This is a genomic window from Arthrobacter sp. NPDC057013 (assembly GCF_042674585.1).
Lineage (GTDB): Bacteria > Actinomycetota > Actinomycetes > Actinomycetales > Micrococcaceae > Arthrobacter.
In genome coordinates this window covers 16,755-35,367 of sequence record NZ_JBHUSE010000012.1, presented here as the reverse complement: position 1 = coordinate 35,367, position 18,613 = coordinate 16,755, and the positions used below count along the sequence as shown (strand labels likewise).

The following is an 18,613-nucleotide window of genomic DNA, read 5'->3' as shown; positions in this document are numbered from 1 at the left end:
GACCGGTGGGACCGTCCTCTATGGAACGCAGACAAGCGTTTCCCGTACCGTAGCCGGAAAGGCTTCCTCGAAGGCTTCATCGCTAGGCGTCCAAACCCCTGCAAGCCAAGCCATGATCATGAGGATCATGACGGGGCTATCCGGGTGCTTTTGAGCCCCGTGTTTCATCGGGCCGGGGAAAGCGTGGTTCAGCATGTGGTGCTCCTTGTTCTCGCTAGGGACTGCAGGCGCTGAGGGGGACTTCTGCGCTGGCTTCTGCTGTTCCCTGTCCGGAGGTCGCTGATGTATGACATCGATGTTCTTCATTTGACTCACGTCCCGTGTTCCAAGTGTTGCGAGTGGGTAGCCGCGTTGCTGCCTCAGAGCAGCAGCGCGGCTACCCGGCTTCTTAGCTTCAGCAGTGTCAGGAGGTCGCTACCTACTCGACCGAGTTGCTGTCTTCCTCGCCGGCGATTTCGTGGGGCTCATGCAGATCTCTGTTGACGTTGCGGGTCCGGCACGGACGGAGATCCAGACCAGCAATCAGACCAGGGCGATCGCGGTAAGTCCGATGGGCGCCGACCATGACACATACCAACACCTCTTCTTAACGACAGGAAGTGTGAAGAGGCCCGGCGAGAACGGTCCTGCACACCATTTTTGCTGAGGATCCGCGCGAACAGGGCCACAACCGCTAGTCCCATGGTCACGAAGAAGACTCCTGCTGCCGCGGCGACTAAGGTGGCGTGGACCTGCTTTAAGAATGACCGAGGTCTGTGTTGGCGGCGGAGCGGTGGTTGTGTTGCGAATAGTCGGCGATCCGGGTGACCGCCATTACCGCCCCGCCGCGGTCTAACAGTCCTGGTAGATCCGATACCGCCTACTGTGGCTGGAAATCGTAGGTTTCGAGGTTCTGGACAATGCGTGGGTCTGTCCGCCAGACGTCGATTCCGTCAAGCTGATGGATAAGCACTCGTCCCCGCCCGCCCGTGAGATGAATCCATATGATGCTGCCGTCCTCGGTGACATCGTCGACCGTCCCGGTAGCGAGGAAGGTATTGCCGCGGCGTAGCTCGATCAGTTCCCGTCGCCAGAGATACCTCCAGTTCCTCATCATTTGTGGTTGGTAAGTACGGCCCTGCGAATGCTCGGGCACTGAGGTGGAAGCAGAGATTTGCTGTGTGGACCCAGGGGTTGCGAGCGTCCGGGATGGACGTTCCTGAGCGATGCGAATGTTCATTTTGGGTTTTCCGTTTCAGTGTTCGTCTGAATACCGTTCACGGGTCTGGTTGTCCTGCCATTGTTCTCCACTGCGAATCACCGGGGTTCTGGAGGCCGCGAGCCGTGCGGGTTACGGGAGCAGGTGGCCTGCAGAAACCGCTAGGGGTTTCCCGTAGCAGCTTCGCGTGCATCTATCCTGGCAAGTATGCGTTCTGCCCGCAGAATTACAGGCTTATCCACCATTTCGCCGTCGACGAGGACGACGGCATCGCGCGATGACCCCGCTGCCCGCAAGATCCGCTTGGCCCAGTCCAAATCCTGTTCCTGTGCCTGGAAGACCGGTTTTGTCCCAGGCACCTGGCTGGGATGAATCAGCAACTTCCCTGTGAACCCCAGCCGCCGCTGCCTTTCAGCGTCGCGTGCCACAAACGTTGGGTCCGTGACGTTCTGGGTGACGCCCGCAATAGGGCCCTCCAGTCCTGCTGCCCTGGATGCCACTACCAGTTGGGAACACGCGTACAGCAGCTCCGGTTCGTCGGGCTGGGAGGGGCAGATGCCGGTATCCGCCGCGAAATCCAGGTTGCCGAAAGCCAGCCTGGTGACACCGGGAACGCGTGCCAGCTCGGCAGCGTGCATCACTCCCAGCGCAGACTCAACTAGCACCAGGAGTGACACAGAACCCAGCGCATGAGCCACCGCAGCAAGCTCCTCCGGCGAGGACCCCTTGGGGACCATTACGCCCTTGATGTAGCGTCGATGTCTCAGCGCGGCCAGATCAGCTTCCAACCATGGGGATTCGACGCTGTTGACCCTGACCACGGCTGGTGAAGCATCAACGAACTCAGCAGCAGCAGTCCGAGCATCGTGCTTGTCCTCCGGCCCAACCGCGTCCTCAAGGTCAATGATCACGGCATCTGCGCCGGAGGCAGCAGCTTTGCTGAATCGGTCCGGCCGCGATCCAGGAACGAAGAGGAAGGTGGACGCGAGCCTGACGTCCATTTACTTGAGGACCTTCAGTGATTGCTCGTCCCATACGGGCTGCACTCCCGTGAAGTCCGGTCCATGTCCTTCTTTGTAGATCATCATGGTGCGTTCGAAGACGATGACGATACGGGAATCCTGGTTGAATCCGATCGTTCGGACTTTCACGATGCCAATGTCCGGGCGTGATGCCGATTCCCGGACGGAGAGTACCTCGGATTCGGAATAAATTGTGTCGCCCTCGAAGACCGGGTGCGGGAGCCTGACGCTATCCCACCCGAGGTTGGCAAACACATGCTGCGAGAGGTCGACGACGGACTGGCCGGTAACGAGAGCCAGGGTAAAGGTCGAGTCAACCAACGGTTGCTTGAATTCTGTCTGTCCGGCGTAGTGGGCATCAAAGTGGATGGGCGAAGAGTTCTGCGTCAGAAGGGTAGTCCAGATGTTGTCAGTCCTGGTGATGGTGCGGCCCAGAGGGTGCCGGTAGGTATCGCCGACGTGAAAGTCTTCAAAATACCTTCCCGTCCAGCCGGCGACGTAGTTCTTTTCAGGAGTGGGATGAGTAACAGCTGAGGTAGTCATACCCACAGTGTGGCCGGGAATCGTCGCTCCTGACCAATGACCCTTTTGTCTAAAGTTCATGCACCAAACGCATGCTTGTCCATCAGGGTCTGACTAGGGGATGCGTCCTGAGGAAGTCGATGAAGAGTGCTACGGGAGGCGGCTGCCGCCGGTTGGCCAGAACTGCGGAGCCTGCCACGCGCACAGCGCCTTCGTCGGTCAGGGGCACCTGTTTGGTGCCTCTGGATAAAGGCCCGCGAGTGGAGGCCGGAAGAATGCTGATGCCCATGCCCGACCGGACCAAGCCCCATAGCGTGGGGATTTCCGTGGCTTCCACGGTGATGCTGGGCGAGAAGCCCGACGCTGTGCAGAGGGTGTCCGAGATCTGGCGGAGTCCGAATTCCGGTCGGAGTGCGAGAAAAGACTCGGATGCGGCTTCGGCAAGGTCAACGGCATTGCGCTCCGCGAGCCAATGCCCTTCCGGGACCACCAGCCGTAGCGGCTCCTGGGCAATTGGATGCCACTCCACCGCTTCGTCCCGCGGTTCCGGGCTGATGATTGCCACGTCGACGGCCTGGTTCCGGAGCATTTCAAGTGCGTGGCCGGCCGCTGCCCCCTCTAGGATGAATCGGGCCTCGGGTGCGTTCCGACGGTATTCCTCGATGAGCTGGGGCACCAGCCATGACCCATAAGATGTGACAAAGGCGAGGGAGATGATGCCTTTGCTTGGGTCGATCATTGACGCAATTCGCTGCTCCGCTGTGGTGATTTCGCCCAGCGACCGTAGTGCGTGGGCGCGCAGTACTTCTCCGTACCTGTTGAGTCTGATTCGGTTGCCGGAGCGTTCGAACAGCTGCACTCCGAAATGCTTTTCGAGCCTGCCAATTGCCCGGGAAAGAGTCGGCTGGGCGATACTCAAATCCTCGGATGTCTCCGTCACATGCTCGGATTCCGCAAGCGCAACAAACCATTCAAGTTCACGTAGATCCACACCGTCATTATGCATGAGACGTATCGACTTCACTACCAACCATCATTGGACTCGTTGTGAGGGCGACCACAAGATTAGTGACATGGAACATCAAACAACGACCCTGAATTCGTCTTCCAGCGGACCCTTGGATGGCGTCGTCGTAGTCTCGCTCGAGCAGGCTGTGGCCGCGCCGTTTGCTACCCGCCAGTTGGCAGATCTCGGTGCGCGGGTCATTAAAGTCGAACGGCCAAGTGTCGGCGATCTCGCGCGGGGCTACGACACGACGGTGAACGGACTGGCCAGCCATTTTGTGTGGCTCAACCGAGGCAAAGAGTCCATTGAACTCGACGCCAAAAGCGATGAAGGCCGCGGGGTACTGCTGGAACTCATTAGCAGAGCAGACGTCCTGGTGCAGAATCTGGCGCCGGGAGCAGCAGACCGTTTGGGGATCGGAGGTCAAAAGCTCAAGACGACCCGCCCGGACCTGATCACCTGTGACATCTCCGGCTATGGGTCGGGCGGACCTTACGAGCAGAAGAAGGCCTACGACCTGCTGATTCAGTGTGAAACGGGGCTGGTATCCATCACCGGCACCCCGGAAGTGCCGTCAAAAGTCGGCCTGTCCATTGCCGACATCGCAACCGGGATGTACGCCTACACAGGTATCCTTACCGCCCTGTTGCGGCGTCAGCAGACGGGGGAGGGGTCCAACATTGAGGTCTCGATGCTCGAAGCCCTCGGAGAATGGATGGGCTATCCGTTGCTGTACACGATGTACGGCGGGTCTGCGCCGGCTCGAAGTGGAGCCAGCCATTCCACCATCGCCCCGTATGGGCCGTTCCAGGCCGGGGACGGGTTCACCGTGAATCTTGGACTGCAGAACGAACGGGAATGGGAAAAGTTCTGCACCGTTGTTCTCCGGCAGCCTGACACTGCCCGGGATCCACGCTTCGATGGCAACGCCAAACGGGTGGCGAACCGGCGGGAACTGGATGAGCTCATTGCAAAAACCTTCTCCCAGTTGAGTGAGGCTCAGCTTATGCAGCGTTTGGAGGAAGCCCAGATCGCCTGCGCGCAGCAACGCAGCGTGGCTCAATTCGCAGAACATCCCCAACTCAAGGATCGGGACCGGTGGCGTCCGGTCTCCACGCCTGCCGGCACGATCCAAGCCCTGATCCCCCCGGTAACAGTGGCGGGCCTTGAGGCGCGGATGGGCGCGGTGCCCGCCTTGGGGGAGCACACTGAGTCAATTCTCTCCTGGCTTCGCCAAGCCTGATTGTTAGCGGTGCCTGCAACGATGCCGGCATCGATCATTTAGGCCCTGCAACGTTGCAGGTGCCGGAACGGAACCACCATGCTACTCATTCTTGCGTTGGCCGGGCTTGTTGTGATCTTCGCACTCGGATCTCTCAGACCGGTGAACATGGGGGCCATCGCTCTCGTTGTGGCCTTCATACTAAGTATTGCCATCAGTGGGGAATCGACGAAGGAACTACTGGGCGGATTCCCGGTCACTCTGCTCATTATTCTCGTTGGCGTCACGTACCTTTTCGGCCTGGCCAGCACCAACGGGACAGTGGAATGGCTGGTAACTGCAGCCGTCCGTGCTGTCCGGGGCCGTGCAGGGGTAATTCCCTGGGTGCTTTTCGCAGCCGCTGCCGCCTTGGCTGCGATCGGGGCCGCTTCTCCGGCGGCCGTAGCGATCGTTGCTCCCATTGGCATTGCGTTTGCGGTCAGGTATCGTACGAGCCCGCTGATGAACGGGCTGATGGCTGTTAATGGCGCGGCAGCGGGCAGCTTTTCCCCGGTCGGGATCCTTGGTGGGATCGTCGTCACAACAGCAAAGCACAACGGCCTGACGATTGACCCTACATTCTTGTTTCTGGCGACCTTCGGCTTCAACGTCCTGGTTGCCGTTGCCACTGTCCTTATTTTCCGTCGCCGTGGAATCCCAACCGCTGACTCAGAACCGGACGTGCCAGGATCGGCCGGAACCAGCGTCGAACCCACTGGAAAGGGCGGCCTCCAGGTGTCCACCGTGCCGGCAACCGAAGTTCGCACGATCACTGGTGAGCAGCTCGTAACCATGGCTGGGCTGGTCACCATGGTGCTGGCAGTCTCTGTGTTTGGGGCCGATGCGGGGCTGACAGCGCTCACTATTGCGGTGGTCTTGGCGTTGCTCTTTCCTGGGAGCGCGAAGGCCGCATCGACCCGCATCGCCTGGTCCGTAGTGCTGCTGGTCTGCGGCATCGTCACGTACATCGCGGTTTTGGAACGCCTCGGTGTGGTTGGCACGCTGGGCGACTCCATCGTGGCAATCGGGGCCCCGCTGCTTGCGGCATTCCTCATCTGCCTCATTGGCGGAGTGGTATCGGCCTTCGCATCCACCACGGGGATCCTTGGGGCGTTGGTGCCGCTGTCCATCCCGTTCCTTCAGAGCGGTCAAATCAGTGCAACAGCTCTCTTGGCTGCGCTGTCGGTGTCCGCCTCCGTCGTTGACGCCAGCCCGTTCTCCACAAATGGTGCGCTGCTCGTCGCCAACGTCCCCGAGGAACAGCGAAACAGTACGTACAAGGCACTCTTCATGTGGGGATTCGCCCTCATGCTCGTGGCACCCTTGTCCAGCTGGGCGCTGTTGGTCCTGCTCCCGTGGTGACAGACCAGGAATCACATAAAGGCCAGGACTGAGGGTATGGCGGCGGGAGAACCCGCCGCCATGCCCTCATCTTGTCAGTCCCGAGGGGGAAGTACGACAAGCTGCCGGACGCGGACCAGCATCCGAAGCGGTCAGGTTCGTGATGGAGCCTTGACTCCCAACAAGTGGAAAACGCATTTCCTCCAGACATGCTCGGAGGGCCACATTATCTAGGGCAGGCTCAGGCAGCGATGCGCCCAGCGTCTACGCCGGCGTCCCGGGCGGTGCGCATTGTCCGCCGCTACATCGACCCACCGCTGCTTTTTGCTGAACGAATCGCCACCATCGACGCCGCGGTTGAGTCCGTCTGCCGGACACCAGACGCGGGAAGCTCTCATCCGGTGGGCATCGAGAGCCAACGCCGATAATGGATATTTCGTTGTGCCGCTTCCTGCCGTCTCCCGGCTGAAGTGGATAGAGGAGGTCGCGAGGACTATGACTTCATGAATCCCAGACTTCGGCTCGCTCCGGAGAGGTGTGCCCGGCCGCGGTCGGGAATCGGATTCCGGCCGGAGTGGTGAGCCTGAATGGCGACACTAGGCGAAGCGACGGCGGTCTGTGGAGAGGGAGTCTAGACGCCTCAAAGGGCTGGCTCATCTGGCAGCGCCGAGCGTCAGAGAGCGCAAAAAAAGGGGTGTGGACAGTGTCCACACCCCGGGGGGGTCGGATTCGGTTGTATCGGCTTCGGACTGGGGCGGATTCGGGAGGTTTTTCAAAGAGGGTCTGTTTTCAGGGTGAGCGGCTGGTTCGAGTCCCACCTTGGGCACGTGTTTCCGCAGGTCAGAGGCTTTTTAGCCTCTGAATGTGCACATATTGTGTTGTGAAGGGCCCCTTCGGGGGCCTTTTTCATTGCTGGCCGGCCGCCTCCTTGTGTTCCTGGATCGACGGGTTGTCGTTCCCTGCTTGTTCATGGACGTTCATGGCGCGGCCGACATGACTTGAGAAAAATCCGGTTCAAGTTTCTTTGTTGTGTCGTCGTTGGTTGTCCATCTGGATTTCCTCCTGCTCTGCTCGTGGGTAGCTGTTCTGCTTGTTCATGGTGGTTCTGGGGGAGGGCGGCATGACTTCTCCCCACCGGTGGGAAACTTGTGCTGCCGGGCGCCCGCAGGCATTCCGATAGTGCCCGACGCCAAGCCAACGTCGCTCACTGTGCAGCCCATCATGCTCACCTCCTCCTTTCTCGGGTCCGGGGGCTTTCTGTCTATAGCTATTCATGTTTGCCGTCAGCGTCGACTGCATGACTCTTTTGAATCATTGCCGCGATGCCCGAAGTGAGGAATCCTTCGACTGGCTGCTGTCTTTCATGTCTGTTCATTGCCAGCCTTTTGGTCGACGACATGACGGATTTAGGAGACGACGCCGGAGTATCCGGGAGGCGGTAAGAACCTTTCGTCACCGTGGTCGAGGCCCTGCGCGCAGTCGGCAGGGGTCCGGTTTGTCTCCTGGGGCCGCGGGACGCTTGGAAAGGGCGCAGGAGTGGCAGGAGGCGCCCGTTGCTTGTAGCGATACCGGGGGTTGGCCGCGGCCAAATGAGCCTCGAACGGGCTATCTCGTCAGACCTTGATCTGTTCTACTTCGAGCCAAGAACGAGCACCTGATGTTGGACCGGATGGCCGAACAGATTCCTGACATCTTTTGCTGGATCATCTGGTCGAAACTTTCGGCCGTGATTAGCACTCAGGCTCCGGGATTCTCGATCAGGGACCAGTCTGTAACGCTTCCATTCAGCGCCTTGCAAATTCCATACGTTCGTCTATTGCCTAGCAGATGCCCGAGTCCGTGAATAAGACAATCGACGATGCTTTCCGACAACGGACCGCGGTGTGTTTTCCTGAAAGTAGAATTTCTGGCCACAGTGGCTTCTCGCGGGCGGGGCAGGGCAAGCGGAGTGCATTTGTCGGGCCGGCTTACTCTGGGTTACCAACCATTAGCAACGGTTGGATGCTTCGGGCGTGTCCTAGCAGTAGCAGGAGTTGGGCGGGAGGTACAGTCCTATGGTCACTCGCTCAACTCATTGGGGAAATCATGCTGTCAAAGCCCAAGCCTTCACAGACCTTCGTCGTCCTGGGAGTGCTTTTCCAGTTTATCGGCACCGTAATCTTTGCGATCGCCCTTCCGGCATCCTTCGTGCGCTACTCCGGCGGCCAAGCCATCTTCTGGGTATTTGTCGGTGCGATCCTTCTCATAACAGGGCTCATCCTTCTGCTTGTTGGTATCGGCCGTGCCCTAGGAGGGATCGACTACTTGGTGGCAGTCGCTCCCTCGGGAGCAGCCGAAGGAATCGCACCTAACGTTGTGCCTTCTTCGTCGTCGGAGCAGGATGCTCCAGCAGTTACTGGCGCATCGTCGTAGATTCGGCTCCCAGAGAGGCGCCCCTGCGCACGGTCTCCCGCCAACTCTCAGCTCAGAGGTGGGTTGACTGTGCACGTTTCGTTCTGCGGTTGACTGCTCGACGTTACTAGGGGTGGAGTCATCGAGCCGTAGGCATCGTCGGTCGCGCTGGCGCAATGGTCCGCACGAAGCCGGTCACTGACTGGTGCCTGGGCGCGTAGAGCGAAGTGCGGCCGCTTGGAAAGTTTCGTTTCCAAGCGGCCGCCTTCCTTATGAATGTTTGAGGTGCAGTATCCACCACGGGTGTCCGGACGGATGTCCAGGTCATGCTGTCCCAGCGGGGGAGCGGATGGTCTTTCAGCAGTACGTCTTGTTCCCCGGTAGCCGCACCCGTCCAAGACCTTTCCCGAAGTTTTTCCGGGCCAGTATGCGGTCGGCGGGTTTCAGCTGGCGTCAGAGAAGAGCGGTTTCCGGGCGGCGTCACGAGCGTCGCCGGAATCGCGTACCGTTGGGGCCTTCGTGGTGTTGGGTCAGAGAAGACCATCCGACGGGGCACAATGGCGACGTCTTCTGTCCTAAGAGCGGGTGCTTCGATTGTGCTTGTCATAGCCATCATTTCTACGCCATGTCGAGGGACTGCACCAAGCGACGCGCCCACTACCGGACTGTCCTCTTCGTGCGGGCTCCAACCTGGGCGCTGACGACAGGCCGCACATTCTGAAAGGGCGAGCAGATGGCCACTTTACGCCCATATGCCGGCACCAGGTGCACCAGCGACACAGCGCACTTGGGATGAGGCACGGACCTTGGGACGGGTTTGTGCCCGCCCACGGGGTTTCATCGGATTGTGCCATCGCAAGTCGCGATGGTGTATCCGCCTCGTGAAGTGACCGTGGAGACAACTACTCCGTCTACGGATATCCTGCACGTGACAGTTCCGGAAGAGCCCTGGTTCTGGGCGGAGATGTAGACGAAGTCGCCGCGGTTCATGGAGAAAGTGATTCCGCGCTGCGAGGTACCCTTCCTGGTCAAGGGCACACTCAGGTCGCTCTGCTGGGCCATTCCTGTCGACTTCTGGTAGGTGATGTTCACCGCTTCTGCCGTGCCTTCCACCTCGTACAAGACCGACCGTGTTCCACTCAGGTAGTCGCTTGAGGTGCTGCTGGCATCAGATGAGCTGGAGGTCAGTGTCGCATTGTTGGAAGAGGCGATCGAACTGATGGTTATGACCGCCCCAAGCGCCACGAAACAGGCAATAATGATCATCCCGGGCAGCCTGGTGTTCCAGCTCGCTCCATGGCCACGATGTTTGCTTTGCTGTTCACGCTGGCTGCCGGCAGCGGCTGGTTTCATGCCCGTGGGCGGCGGCGGGCAGGCCGCTGATGGGGCAGGCGGCTCGAGAAGAGGTGGCGAACTGGCCGGGGTCCTTTGCGTGTAATCCTTGGCGATGGCGACGGCTTCGCGCCAGAACATATTGATAGCCGACTGTCGCCTTGTGAGATACGGCGCGTCGAGTTCGTCCGTCGCTCCTGCTGCCAGTGCCTTGGAGTATTCTGTGTCGATTAGTTCCAGAAATTTGTCCCGCTCTGCGGTACAGCGGCGAAGCCTGTCCGTGGACTCTTCGAATTGACTGGCGGCGGACTCGGTCATTGTTTCCCCCATGAACGTGCTGGCTGGTTTCGTGATGCTACTGCCCCATGCAATAGAAGTTTCCTAAGGAACGCATAGGATTTCCCCAGGATTGCCGGGTGCAGTTGTTGCGTGCTTCGTCTTGGGGTCGCCCTTCAGCCTCCAGGCTCCACTACCGGTTGCAGCGGTCCTCTAGATGCGGGGTCTCGGATTCAAGTGGTGAGAGAGCGCCTCATCCGGACTTGCGGAGCGCTTGGCACATCGCCCGCTACTGCAATGTCGCCGGTCCTCGCTAGTCTGGCTCCATGACTTCACAATCGTCGGTGATCGGCACAGCCTCGGAGTGGCTGAATTCGGCCTTTACCGATCCTGATGGAGACGTCGTCCTGACAAGCCCCTACCTGTCCAGCACTATCTGCGCGCGCATCGCCAATGAGGCTGAGGCTTCCTCACAATCGTGGACCCTCTATACCGAGCTGGACCCGAGTGCCGTTGCCGGAGAGTTCCTTTCCGTCGCTGGGCTGAACCTTCTGCTCGATGCGGGAGTCGCGGTACGACATGTTGAGCGTCTTCACGCCAAATGCTTCATCTCGGGGACCAGTGGAATGCTCGGGTCCGGCAACCTCACCGGAGCCGGATTGAACGGTTCAGAGAAAGGTAACCGCGAGCTTGGTGTCGAGTTGAGTCCGGACCAGGTGGAGGAGGCTCGGGCGATGATCGCGGGCTGGCCCTATCGTCGTGTGACGAAGGGCGATCTAGACGCGTTGGCCGAACGGGCAAAAAAGCTGCCGGTGCCGGTACGGATAGCCGCCGAGCCGGTCGCCGACTCCAGTCTCCTTGACGTGGAACGACTTCTGGCCGACGCCCGAGACCCGAGTCGGACTCTCTGGGTGAAGGTTGAATATGGTGTTCCTGTCCCGGACCAATGGCGGACGAGGTGGATGTTCGCGAGTCCAGGCTCGGGAAGAGATGGAGGCGCGCCACGTATCAAGACCGGCGATCTGGTGTTCATCTGCGCGAGGGGGACCAAGGACTGCTATGTCGTGGTCGAAGTAACGACGGATCCTGAGCGTCTGCCTCTTGACTATGTTGAATGGGCCGCCGACCGGGAAGGTGAGGACCCCGGACGCTGGCCGTGGGTCACCCGCACAATCCCTCGCCTTGTACCTTCGAAGCTTGTCGAGCTCAAGTTCGAAGAGCTCCGCAATGGAAAGAAGCTAAGCCGGGGCGACCGATTTAGGCTGGACCTTGCCGAATTCACCGTTGGAGTTCGAGCACTCGCTCAGCTGCCGCACGACTGAACCAAAGGAATGCGGTTGTGGAACTAGAGCGGAATCGATGGTCCCGGCAAGAGAGCACGACCATGTAGACCGGCGCATGGTCAGATGTACTGGGGGGAGAGCGCTCGCCTCGATGGCCCCTTCGGCTGGGACCCAGGAGGCGGTGAGTGAAGGTTTGCCTGGAACGAACGGCAGATCAGCCTCGGGTTCGACAAGCCGCTCCGCCTTTCCCTTAGTTCCGGATCACCGGAGATGACGCTCGCCTGAGCTGATAAATAGCCTGGCCGCCGGCCATTGTTGCGGAAGTCGTTGGCTTGCTGCTGGGGCGAAGGCTCAGGAAATAGTGTCATTCTGCCTAGGCTCTCCGTGAGAGTCTGCGTATTGTGGACCCACCTCCCTTCTAAACACTCGGTCAAGGAGCGGAGCCTGAAGGAGAAATCTGGATAGCCACATTGCCCTGAGACCAGATCCCTGCAGACTAAGCGAGATCGCGTCCCGATGCCGGCAGTGCTGTCCGGTCTCAACATGAGTTGTGAATCCTGACGCTGCCCTTACAGGAGAACGGCTGAGTCCGTCCTGGCCACATCCGCACCGGCCGCCCTGATCCGCTAGGTCTCCTGAGCGTGAGCCGGTGTGGAGGGGCCACTCACGCGCGCGGCGTGGGCTGCTTGACGTTTTGGTGGAGCGGGAGACCTCCTCACCTAGGGGCTGCGCGTTCAGGGCAGAAGTAAGTCCCCGGTGGCCGGAACAACGCAACATCGTCGCTATCAGCCGATCCACGCTGATAGATCGACTCCGAGAAACGGGAGGGCCACGGTTGATGGTTCTGGCTTCGCGTTGCCAGACGATTAGCGTTAGGTCGGCGCGGTGCATCTGGCCCGCAGGATTTTCACAGGATTGCCTCAACTTGCTAATTGAGGCGCGCTCTGCAGAGTACCTTCATTGCGGGGGATGATCGACGACCGACGGTCGCGGCACGTGCGGGACACTCCCGCAGAGTCCACCGACAGTGTCGTCAACAGGAGAATCATGAAGTACCGCAGTATCGCAGCGCCGCTGCTTTTGCCACTCATAACGTTTGGCATTTACGCCCTGGTCTGTAGCGTAAAGACGAAGAACGAAATGAACAAATCCGGCACTGCTATCCCGACGGCCTGGCTGCTCATCATTCCGATCGCCAACATTATCTGGTTGTGGAAGTATTCGGTCGGCGTACCCGGAGGGGAGTCGGACGCCACGCAACCTTCTGGCTGATGCTCCTCCTGGTTCTATCGAATCGGCCATCGTGGAGAACAAGTTCAACAAGGTCAATGCCGGCGTCCCTGCAGGGGTGCCTGCGGCGGCTTGAAAGTAATTCACCCTGACAGCGGACGCAACATCCCGGACTTAGATCGGCGATGGAAGGTAGCAGGGCCTCGCGGAGGGCAGACCTCCTTATCATCCATGACAGCCTCTGCGCACCGGCGCCATCTGCCGTATTCCTTCTCATCTGACCAACCATCACTACCCAAAGGGGGACCCATTGACAGAGAACATCCCGCCAGTTCCGCCGGCGCCGCCCTACCCGACACAACCACCAATGAGTTCGACAGACCCCTTCGGCGCACCGCACCAGCCGCAGCAGGTCCCCTACGGGCACGTCCCCTACGGGCAGGTCCCCTACGGGCAGGCGCCCTCCTATGGGCAAGTACCCGTGGCCACACGGCCTTACCCCGGCGTCCCCGGACCGCACCGGGATGCCCCGACACCATATGCCGGAGGCCCAGCCGTGGGTGGATACCGCGTGAGCAGCAAGTCTTTCCTCGTGACCTGGCTGCTCTCCATGCTCGGCGGCGTACTCGGCGTCGACCGTTTCTACTTGGGCAAGGTCGGTACCGGCCTGCTCAAGCTGTTCACCTTCGGAGGCATGGGTATCTGGGCACTCGTTGACCTTATTCTCGTTCTGACGAACAACCAGCGCGACAAGCAAGGCCTCACGCTGGCGGGCTACGACAAGCACAAGAGAGTCGCCCTCATTGTGACCGGCGTGGTCATTCTCCTGGGCGTCATCTTCAACTCCACCCGGAGTCCTTCAGCTCCCGTCTCGGCAGCTGTCGCGCCTGCAACCCAAGCTCCAGCCGCTCCAGCCCACGCGTCAACGCCTAACTCTGCACAGACGCCCACGGTCACGCAGAAGGCTGGAGGGCTAACGCTCCCGGACTATACGGGGAAAACGCTTGATGTTGCCGTGGATGAGCTCACTGAAGCCGGCATTTCATATGAGGCCAATGATGCAGTCAACGGCAAGGTCGTGATTTTGCCCAAGAACTGGACCATCGATTCCTACACTCCCGCCGCTGGTACCGAGGTTAGGGCTGGAGACAAGGTCACCTTCCAAGTCCACAAACCACAAAAGGTGTCCACCCCTGCTGCCGCGCCGGCTTCCCCAACACTGGCAGCCGACCCGACCGCGGAAGCCCCAGAAGCGACATCAACAGGACTTCAGGCTGTCTCCGCACAAGTAGCATGCGACATGTACGGGAAAAACGAGTTCCGCTACGGCTTCAAGCCGCACTGGATCGTGGGGAGACTCGCCACCCGGATAGAAAACGACAAATGGTTCCTCAAAGTAGAGGCTGACGTGACGAACGCGTACAACGCAGAAGCTGCGGTCAACGTTGAATGCGTTGTCGCCGGAACGGATGACCTGCCCCTCGTCGAATCCTTTATCTCCTACTGACAGATACAGGCGCCCTGTGTACCGTCGGGCATTTCCGCATCCAGTACCATCTGCTTCCTCTCGTGTACAGGCGTCGATGTCCATCGGATCAAGAAAGACAATCTTGAATGTCCTGTGACGCGCAGATGACGCTCCGCTACCCAAAAACGCCCGACGCCGCGCGGGTTGTGGTGGCGGTTTGCGCCTTATCTAACGAGCTCAACGAAAAAGGGAAAAGGGCACCACGATCACTACCGGGAGAGTGAGAAACAGGCTGACGATTTGGGGCTGTGTAGGAGATCCCGGGCCAGATCCAGTTCGGGGAACCCAGATGTCCAAACGCGTCTGCACCGAGTGTGGGCCCATCGTATACGTATGGGCCCACGCTACCGCCGGGTTTTCCGCGCAGACTAATCCACCCAGACGCTGATGTTCCGACGGGATGGGTTCCTTTTGCGCCATTTTAGAAACCATCGCCGGGTATGAGCGCGGGACGCCTTGCCTACCAGAGCCATCGCTCACGGGTGTCTGTTTACGCTCCCTGCTGCGTAATGGGCCATACCAGGACTATCGGTAATTAGCTTCAAGGACTATGTAGTCACGGCTGCCCTCGTCGCTCCGTGCCCAGCACGTCATATCAGGTGAGCCTTCGTTCCGCTCAACATAACTGGCTTCGTAGCATTCATAATCGGCAGTCACCTGGCTACCTGCGCCCAGTGGGCGACCCGTGTCCAACACTGTTTGGAGGATGGACTTCGCTTCTTCACAGGTGACGCCCGCAAGATTCTGGTACGTGAACCTGGCGCCCACGCAACTGACGGTCAGCTCACTCGGGGCAGGAGGTGCGGATGCGGTCAATGATTGGATGATGGGGAGGATTTGATTGCGGAACCTGGGACTGGCCGCGAATTGATCTGCTTCAGCCTTCAGATCGACTCTGGTGTTGGGCCCCAGCTCCTGCCCGCCCGAGAAGGACAACAGGTAGTCGTTACCCCAACGAAGATCGAAGAGCGTCGTATCCGCGCCAGTGCCGGCGGCCATGCCGTAATGCAGACCGCCATTGGCGCCCACGTCCTGGCCAGGAGAAGCAGCGACAACGGCCTGGGACGGCATCCCGAGACCGTCTACCACGCCGGGGATTGGGCCTTGCGGCAAGACCGTGGTGAGCGGTGCTGTCCCCAAAGGGGCTTCCCAACTGCGCACTACCAAACCGAGTACAGGCTGGCCCTCGGAGTCGGTGAGGGTCCAGGCCTTGCGGATCGTGTCTCTCCATCCCTCGTCCACTGTGGGTGTGACACTCCACCCGGGGGATAGCGGAAGCTCAACGTGCCATCAGGGGAGGTGAACGTCTCGTTCAGCACGGCATTATTTTGGCGCGAGGGGATGGCGTAAGGAGCCGCGGCCGGGCTGGTCGTCGGCTCGGCGGGACGGCCAGAAGCAGGCTTCGTGGCTGGGCTGGATTTAGGCTGCGCGGCAGTTGGAACAGCTGATGTGGGATCTGTTTTCACCGTCGCCGTGGATTCGCCGCTGGGGCTGCCGTCTGAGCAGCCTGTCGCCAGCAAGATAGTCGCCAAGACCAGATACGTCACAAGGCAGTTCAAAGTCCTCCCCATGCTCAGAGTGTCACACATGAGAGCGCCAGAGTCCCGGGGTGGCAGCGGCCCAACTGAGATGGATCACGGGGTCTTGCTTGGCGGACCGCAATCAGATTTTCCACTTGCGGTCTTCACCCGGAGCGGAAGCAGCCGCCCACGCGAGCCGGGGCCTTAGGCCAGCTGGTCGAGTTTTTCCCAGAAGGCCAGGCGCAGGGCCTCCACGGTCTGGGTCGAGACATTCGATCTGTACAGGGCCGATGGGACCTGCTAGACAAGTACACCCACGACGCGGCGGTGCTGCTACCGGACCACTATCAAGAGTGGGCCGCACAACCCAATGTGGGCGTGCCGCCGGGGCATCCGTGGGAGGAAAACATGCCGACGTGGAAAAACGAATCCACATGAACCAACACCGAGGCGCCTTCCGGGTGCCCCTCGAGGCATTTTGCATCTGCGGCCGGCCATAGACGGCGGCCTCTCGGGAGAATCGGCGCTGACACAGTTGGTCAGGACCATTTTCACCGGCCGACTCAGTCCTCTGCGTCGGTTGGTACTGAAGTTTGCATGCTTTGGAATTGCGCGCGGAGGTCCCGCAGCCGACGCCCGTCCGCGACAGTCCAGAAGTACCAGCCGTTCGTCGCCTTCTTGCGAAGGTGGTGGCCCGCTGATGACGGAGCGGTGAAGCGCTTGCCATCAAGCTCGATCGATCCGTCCGATCTGACCAGCGCTTCGACGCCCTTGAAGTCGCGGTGCGTTGCGATCAGCTTGTCGCCCGGGGAAAGGAGACCCGCGGCGATCAGGTGCTTGAGCTGGACCCAGTCTTCCGCCTTGGCCTGGGGGTCAACTACCTGACCTTTGTGTCCCTCGGGGACAGGCCACACTTTGAGAAGCGTTTCGACCAGGACTTCCGTCCGGTGGTCAATGAGCGATTCACGCCATGCCTCGCCTTCGGTGTCCGCGACCACGCGCCCTGTCAGGCTGATCGTGTTGTGCTTGAGCATCGCGTCCCGTTTGACCGGCCACGGGCCATTGGAGACCTTCGAGTTGAGGGGAGCGGTCAGGAGTGTCAGGTTGCCGAGGCGGTGCACATGAGCTTGACGGTCCTCCTGTTCTTCAGGTGTGTCGACTGGCCAGTTGTCCTGCCACTTCTGCGGAAGGATGTGTTCTATTGGGAGCCCGGATCGCACAACTTGGGCCTGCTTGGTTTCGGCGCGATAGTGATTCTCGATCGCTTCCAGGAACATGCGCAGTCGAGGGCGTGGGTAGCGGCGGTAGGCGGGTTCATCCTTGAGCGCCACTCTAATCTCGTCGTCTCCGGGCCAATACGTGCTGGAGACATTGAGACGGGCGAGGTGACGGGTGACGCGTTCGACCAGGTCGCCGGCCGCGGCGTCGGAGTTGGCGTGGATGAGTTCGGGGACGATGCGGCCGAGATCGGATCCTGTGAGGCGAAGCAGCTGCCGACGGATCACCCAGCTCTCAGCGGCACCGATCACAGCATCGATCACATGCTGCGGACGATCCTTGCCAGGTTCGTAGAGCCAGAGCATGAGTGGTTTGAGAAGCTCTATGCCGGCGGCATTCATGCGGTGGAACGCCATCTCAACAGCTCCGAGGTTCCCGTCAGGCCTCAGCGAAGCTTCAGTCCACGCCTCATATAGCGCAGCCTGCTGCTTGATCACGGCGAGCAGGTCAACCATCTTGTGTCCGGCTCCGAGCTCGACGTACGACTTGAACCTGGTGAACGTCGACTGCGGGCTGATCTCCTCACCTGTGCGAGAGATTAACCACTGGTTGAAGAAGAGCGAGCTTCGAGTCACAAAGTAGCGACCGACGCTGACCTCCTTCGTCCAGAACCTGGCCTCGAATGGCCAGTCCTCGCGGTAGGCCTTCCTGGTGTCTCCGCCTTCAGCTTCAAGCCGCTGGAACACAAAGTTCCGGATCAGATCCGCCGCCGTCAGCGGAGTCCCGCGGGCGTTCAGCGTCTCGAAGATCTCCTGCGAGTTCTCCGAGGCCTTGAGCTCGATGGTCACCAGCTGCAGATCGTCGAGCAGGACGCGGGCGAGTTCTTTGGCCCTCGTCGCGAACTCATCTGTGCCAGGGTTCCCGAGCCACTGGGTGACAGCGGTCGTGAAATACCGGTGCGCATGGACGATCCTCGACTCGTAGTGCCGGAGGTCAGAGTGGTCGATTGGTGGCTCGGCTGTCATCACTTCGAGAAAGGCGTCATGATCGTTGTTGAGGTGCCGGACCTTGAGCGGGCTTTCATCTTCCTCGATGAAGCTCTCGGAGTTGTGCGTCAGGCCTTCGAGCTGGCTGGCATACTTCGAAAACCCAGCCTGTGCGAAGATCGCGCACGTCGCGTCGGCGAGCAGCTGTAGCGTCGTCAGGCGCTGCTGGCCGTCAATGACATTCCAGGTGGTTAGCCGTGCGCTCTCGGCTTCATGCGCCTGGAGCACGACTGCTCCCAGGAAGTGCTGCGGCGCGAGGTGCGGCTCTCTGATGCGCAGCTCCGCAACCCGGCGAATGTCTTTCCACAGCGGCTCCCACTGCTCATCCTCCTTCCATACGTATGGCCGCTGGAACAGCGGAATCACGAAATGCTGTGGCAAGTTGAACAGCTGCAGGGGCGTCCGTTTGAAGGTCTCCACGAAAGTAATCCTGCCGTAA

Annotated in this window: 14 protein-coding genes; 6 read left to right on the top strand and 8 right to left on the bottom strand. The window is 60.1% G+C overall.

Annotation, left to right across the window (positions count from 1 at the left end; genetic code table 11):
- Positions 1–18: 18 nt before the first annotated feature.
- The 5 genes from ACFTSA_RS15620 to ACFTSA_RS15600 all read right to left on the bottom strand — a co-directional run bounded on the left by ACFTSA_RS15620 (position 19) and on the right by ACFTSA_RS15600 (position 3,748).
- Positions 19–195, bottom strand: a complete 177-nt coding sequence (locus ACFTSA_RS15620) for a hypothetical protein (protein WP_377952428.1) — start codon at positions 193–195, stop codon at positions 19–21.
- A gap of 664 nt (positions 196–859) precedes the next feature.
- Positions 860–1,096 carry a hypothetical protein gene (locus ACFTSA_RS15615; protein WP_377952426.1) on the bottom strand — a complete coding sequence of 79 codons (237 nt, stop codon included), beginning with the start codon at positions 1,094–1,096 and terminating at the stop codon, positions 860–862.
- A gap of 263 nt (positions 1,097–1,359) precedes the next feature.
- On the bottom strand, positions 1,360–2,199 hold the full coding sequence (locus ACFTSA_RS15610; protein ID WP_377952424.1) for an HpcH/HpaI aldolase/citrate lyase family protein: 840 nt from the start codon (positions 2,197–2,199) through the stop codon (positions 1,360–1,362).
- Positions 2,200–2,763, bottom strand: coding sequence for a MaoC family dehydratase (locus ACFTSA_RS15605; RefSeq protein ID WP_377952422.1), 564 nt, complete (start codon positions 2,761–2,763; stop codon positions 2,200–2,202).
- Between the two features lie 82 nt (positions 2,764–2,845).
- Positions 2,846–3,748, bottom strand: coding sequence for a LysR family transcriptional regulator (locus ACFTSA_RS15600; RefSeq protein WP_377952421.1), 903 nt, complete (start codon positions 3,746–3,748; stop codon positions 2,846–2,848).
- 67 nt (positions 3,749–3,815) lie between these two features.
- On the opposite strand from ACFTSA_RS15600, the gene ACFTSA_RS15595 reads away from it, so the two are divergent.
- From ACFTSA_RS15595 to ACFTSA_RS15585, 3 genes are all read left to right on the top strand, one after another.
- Positions 3,816–4,991, top strand: coding sequence for a CaiB/BaiF CoA transferase family protein (locus ACFTSA_RS15595; protein WP_377952420.1), 1,176 nt, complete (start codon positions 3,816–3,818; stop codon positions 4,989–4,991).
- Positions 4,992–5,069: 78 nt separating this feature from the next.
- Complete coding sequence (locus ACFTSA_RS15590; protein ID WP_377952419.1) at positions 5,070–6,371, top strand: SLC13 family permease; 1,302 nt, start codon at positions 5,070–5,072, stop codon at positions 6,369–6,371.
- 2,064 nt (positions 6,372–8,435) lie between these two features.
- Positions 8,436–8,762 carry a hypothetical protein gene (locus ACFTSA_RS15585; RefSeq protein ID WP_377952418.1) on the top strand — a complete coding sequence of 109 codons (327 nt, stop codon included), beginning with the start codon at positions 8,436–8,438 and terminating at the stop codon, positions 8,760–8,762.
- Between the two features lie 816 nt (positions 8,763–9,578).
- Here ACFTSA_RS15585 and ACFTSA_RS15580 read toward each other — a convergent pair.
- Positions 9,579–10,391 carry an MmpS family transport accessory protein gene (locus tag ACFTSA_RS15580; RefSeq protein ID WP_377952417.1) on the bottom strand — a complete coding sequence of 271 codons (813 nt, stop codon included), beginning with the start codon at positions 10,389–10,391 and terminating at the stop codon, positions 9,579–9,581.
- Positions 10,392–10,675: 284 nt separating this feature from the next.
- Here ACFTSA_RS15580 and ACFTSA_RS15575 point away from each other — a divergent pair, with 284 nt between their 5' ends.
- From ACFTSA_RS15575 to ACFTSA_RS15565, 3 genes are all read left to right on the top strand, one after another.
- Positions 10,676–11,671 (top strand): hypothetical protein, encoded by a 996-nt coding sequence (locus tag ACFTSA_RS15575; RefSeq protein ID WP_377922983.1) that lies wholly within the window; start codon positions 10,676–10,678, stop codon positions 11,669–11,671.
- A gap of 1,008 nt (positions 11,672–12,679) precedes the next feature.
- Positions 12,680–12,904, top strand: coding sequence for a DUF4234 domain-containing protein (locus ACFTSA_RS15570; RefSeq protein ID WP_377952415.1), 225 nt, complete (start codon positions 12,680–12,682; stop codon positions 12,902–12,904).
- A gap of 529 nt (positions 12,905–13,433) precedes the next feature.
- Positions 13,434–14,369: an NINE protein gene (locus tag ACFTSA_RS15565; RefSeq protein WP_377952414.1), complete on the top strand. Its 936-nt coding sequence runs from the start codon at positions 13,434–13,436 to the stop codon at positions 14,367–14,369.
- 546 nt (positions 14,370–14,915) lie between these two features.
- Here ACFTSA_RS15565 and ACFTSA_RS15560 read toward each other — a convergent pair.
- A complete protein-coding gene (locus ACFTSA_RS15560; protein WP_377952413.1) occupies positions 14,916–15,461 on the bottom strand; it encodes a hypothetical protein in 546 nt (181 codons plus the stop codon).
- 1,012 nt (positions 15,462–16,473) lie between these two features.
- The gene (locus ACFTSA_RS15555) at positions 16,474–18,594 is read right to left on the bottom strand and encodes a DUF262 domain-containing protein (protein ID WP_377952412.1); all 2,121 of its coding nucleotides are present in this window, start codon (positions 18,592–18,594) and stop codon (positions 16,474–16,476) included.
- Positions 18,595–18,613 lie beyond the last annotated feature (19 nt).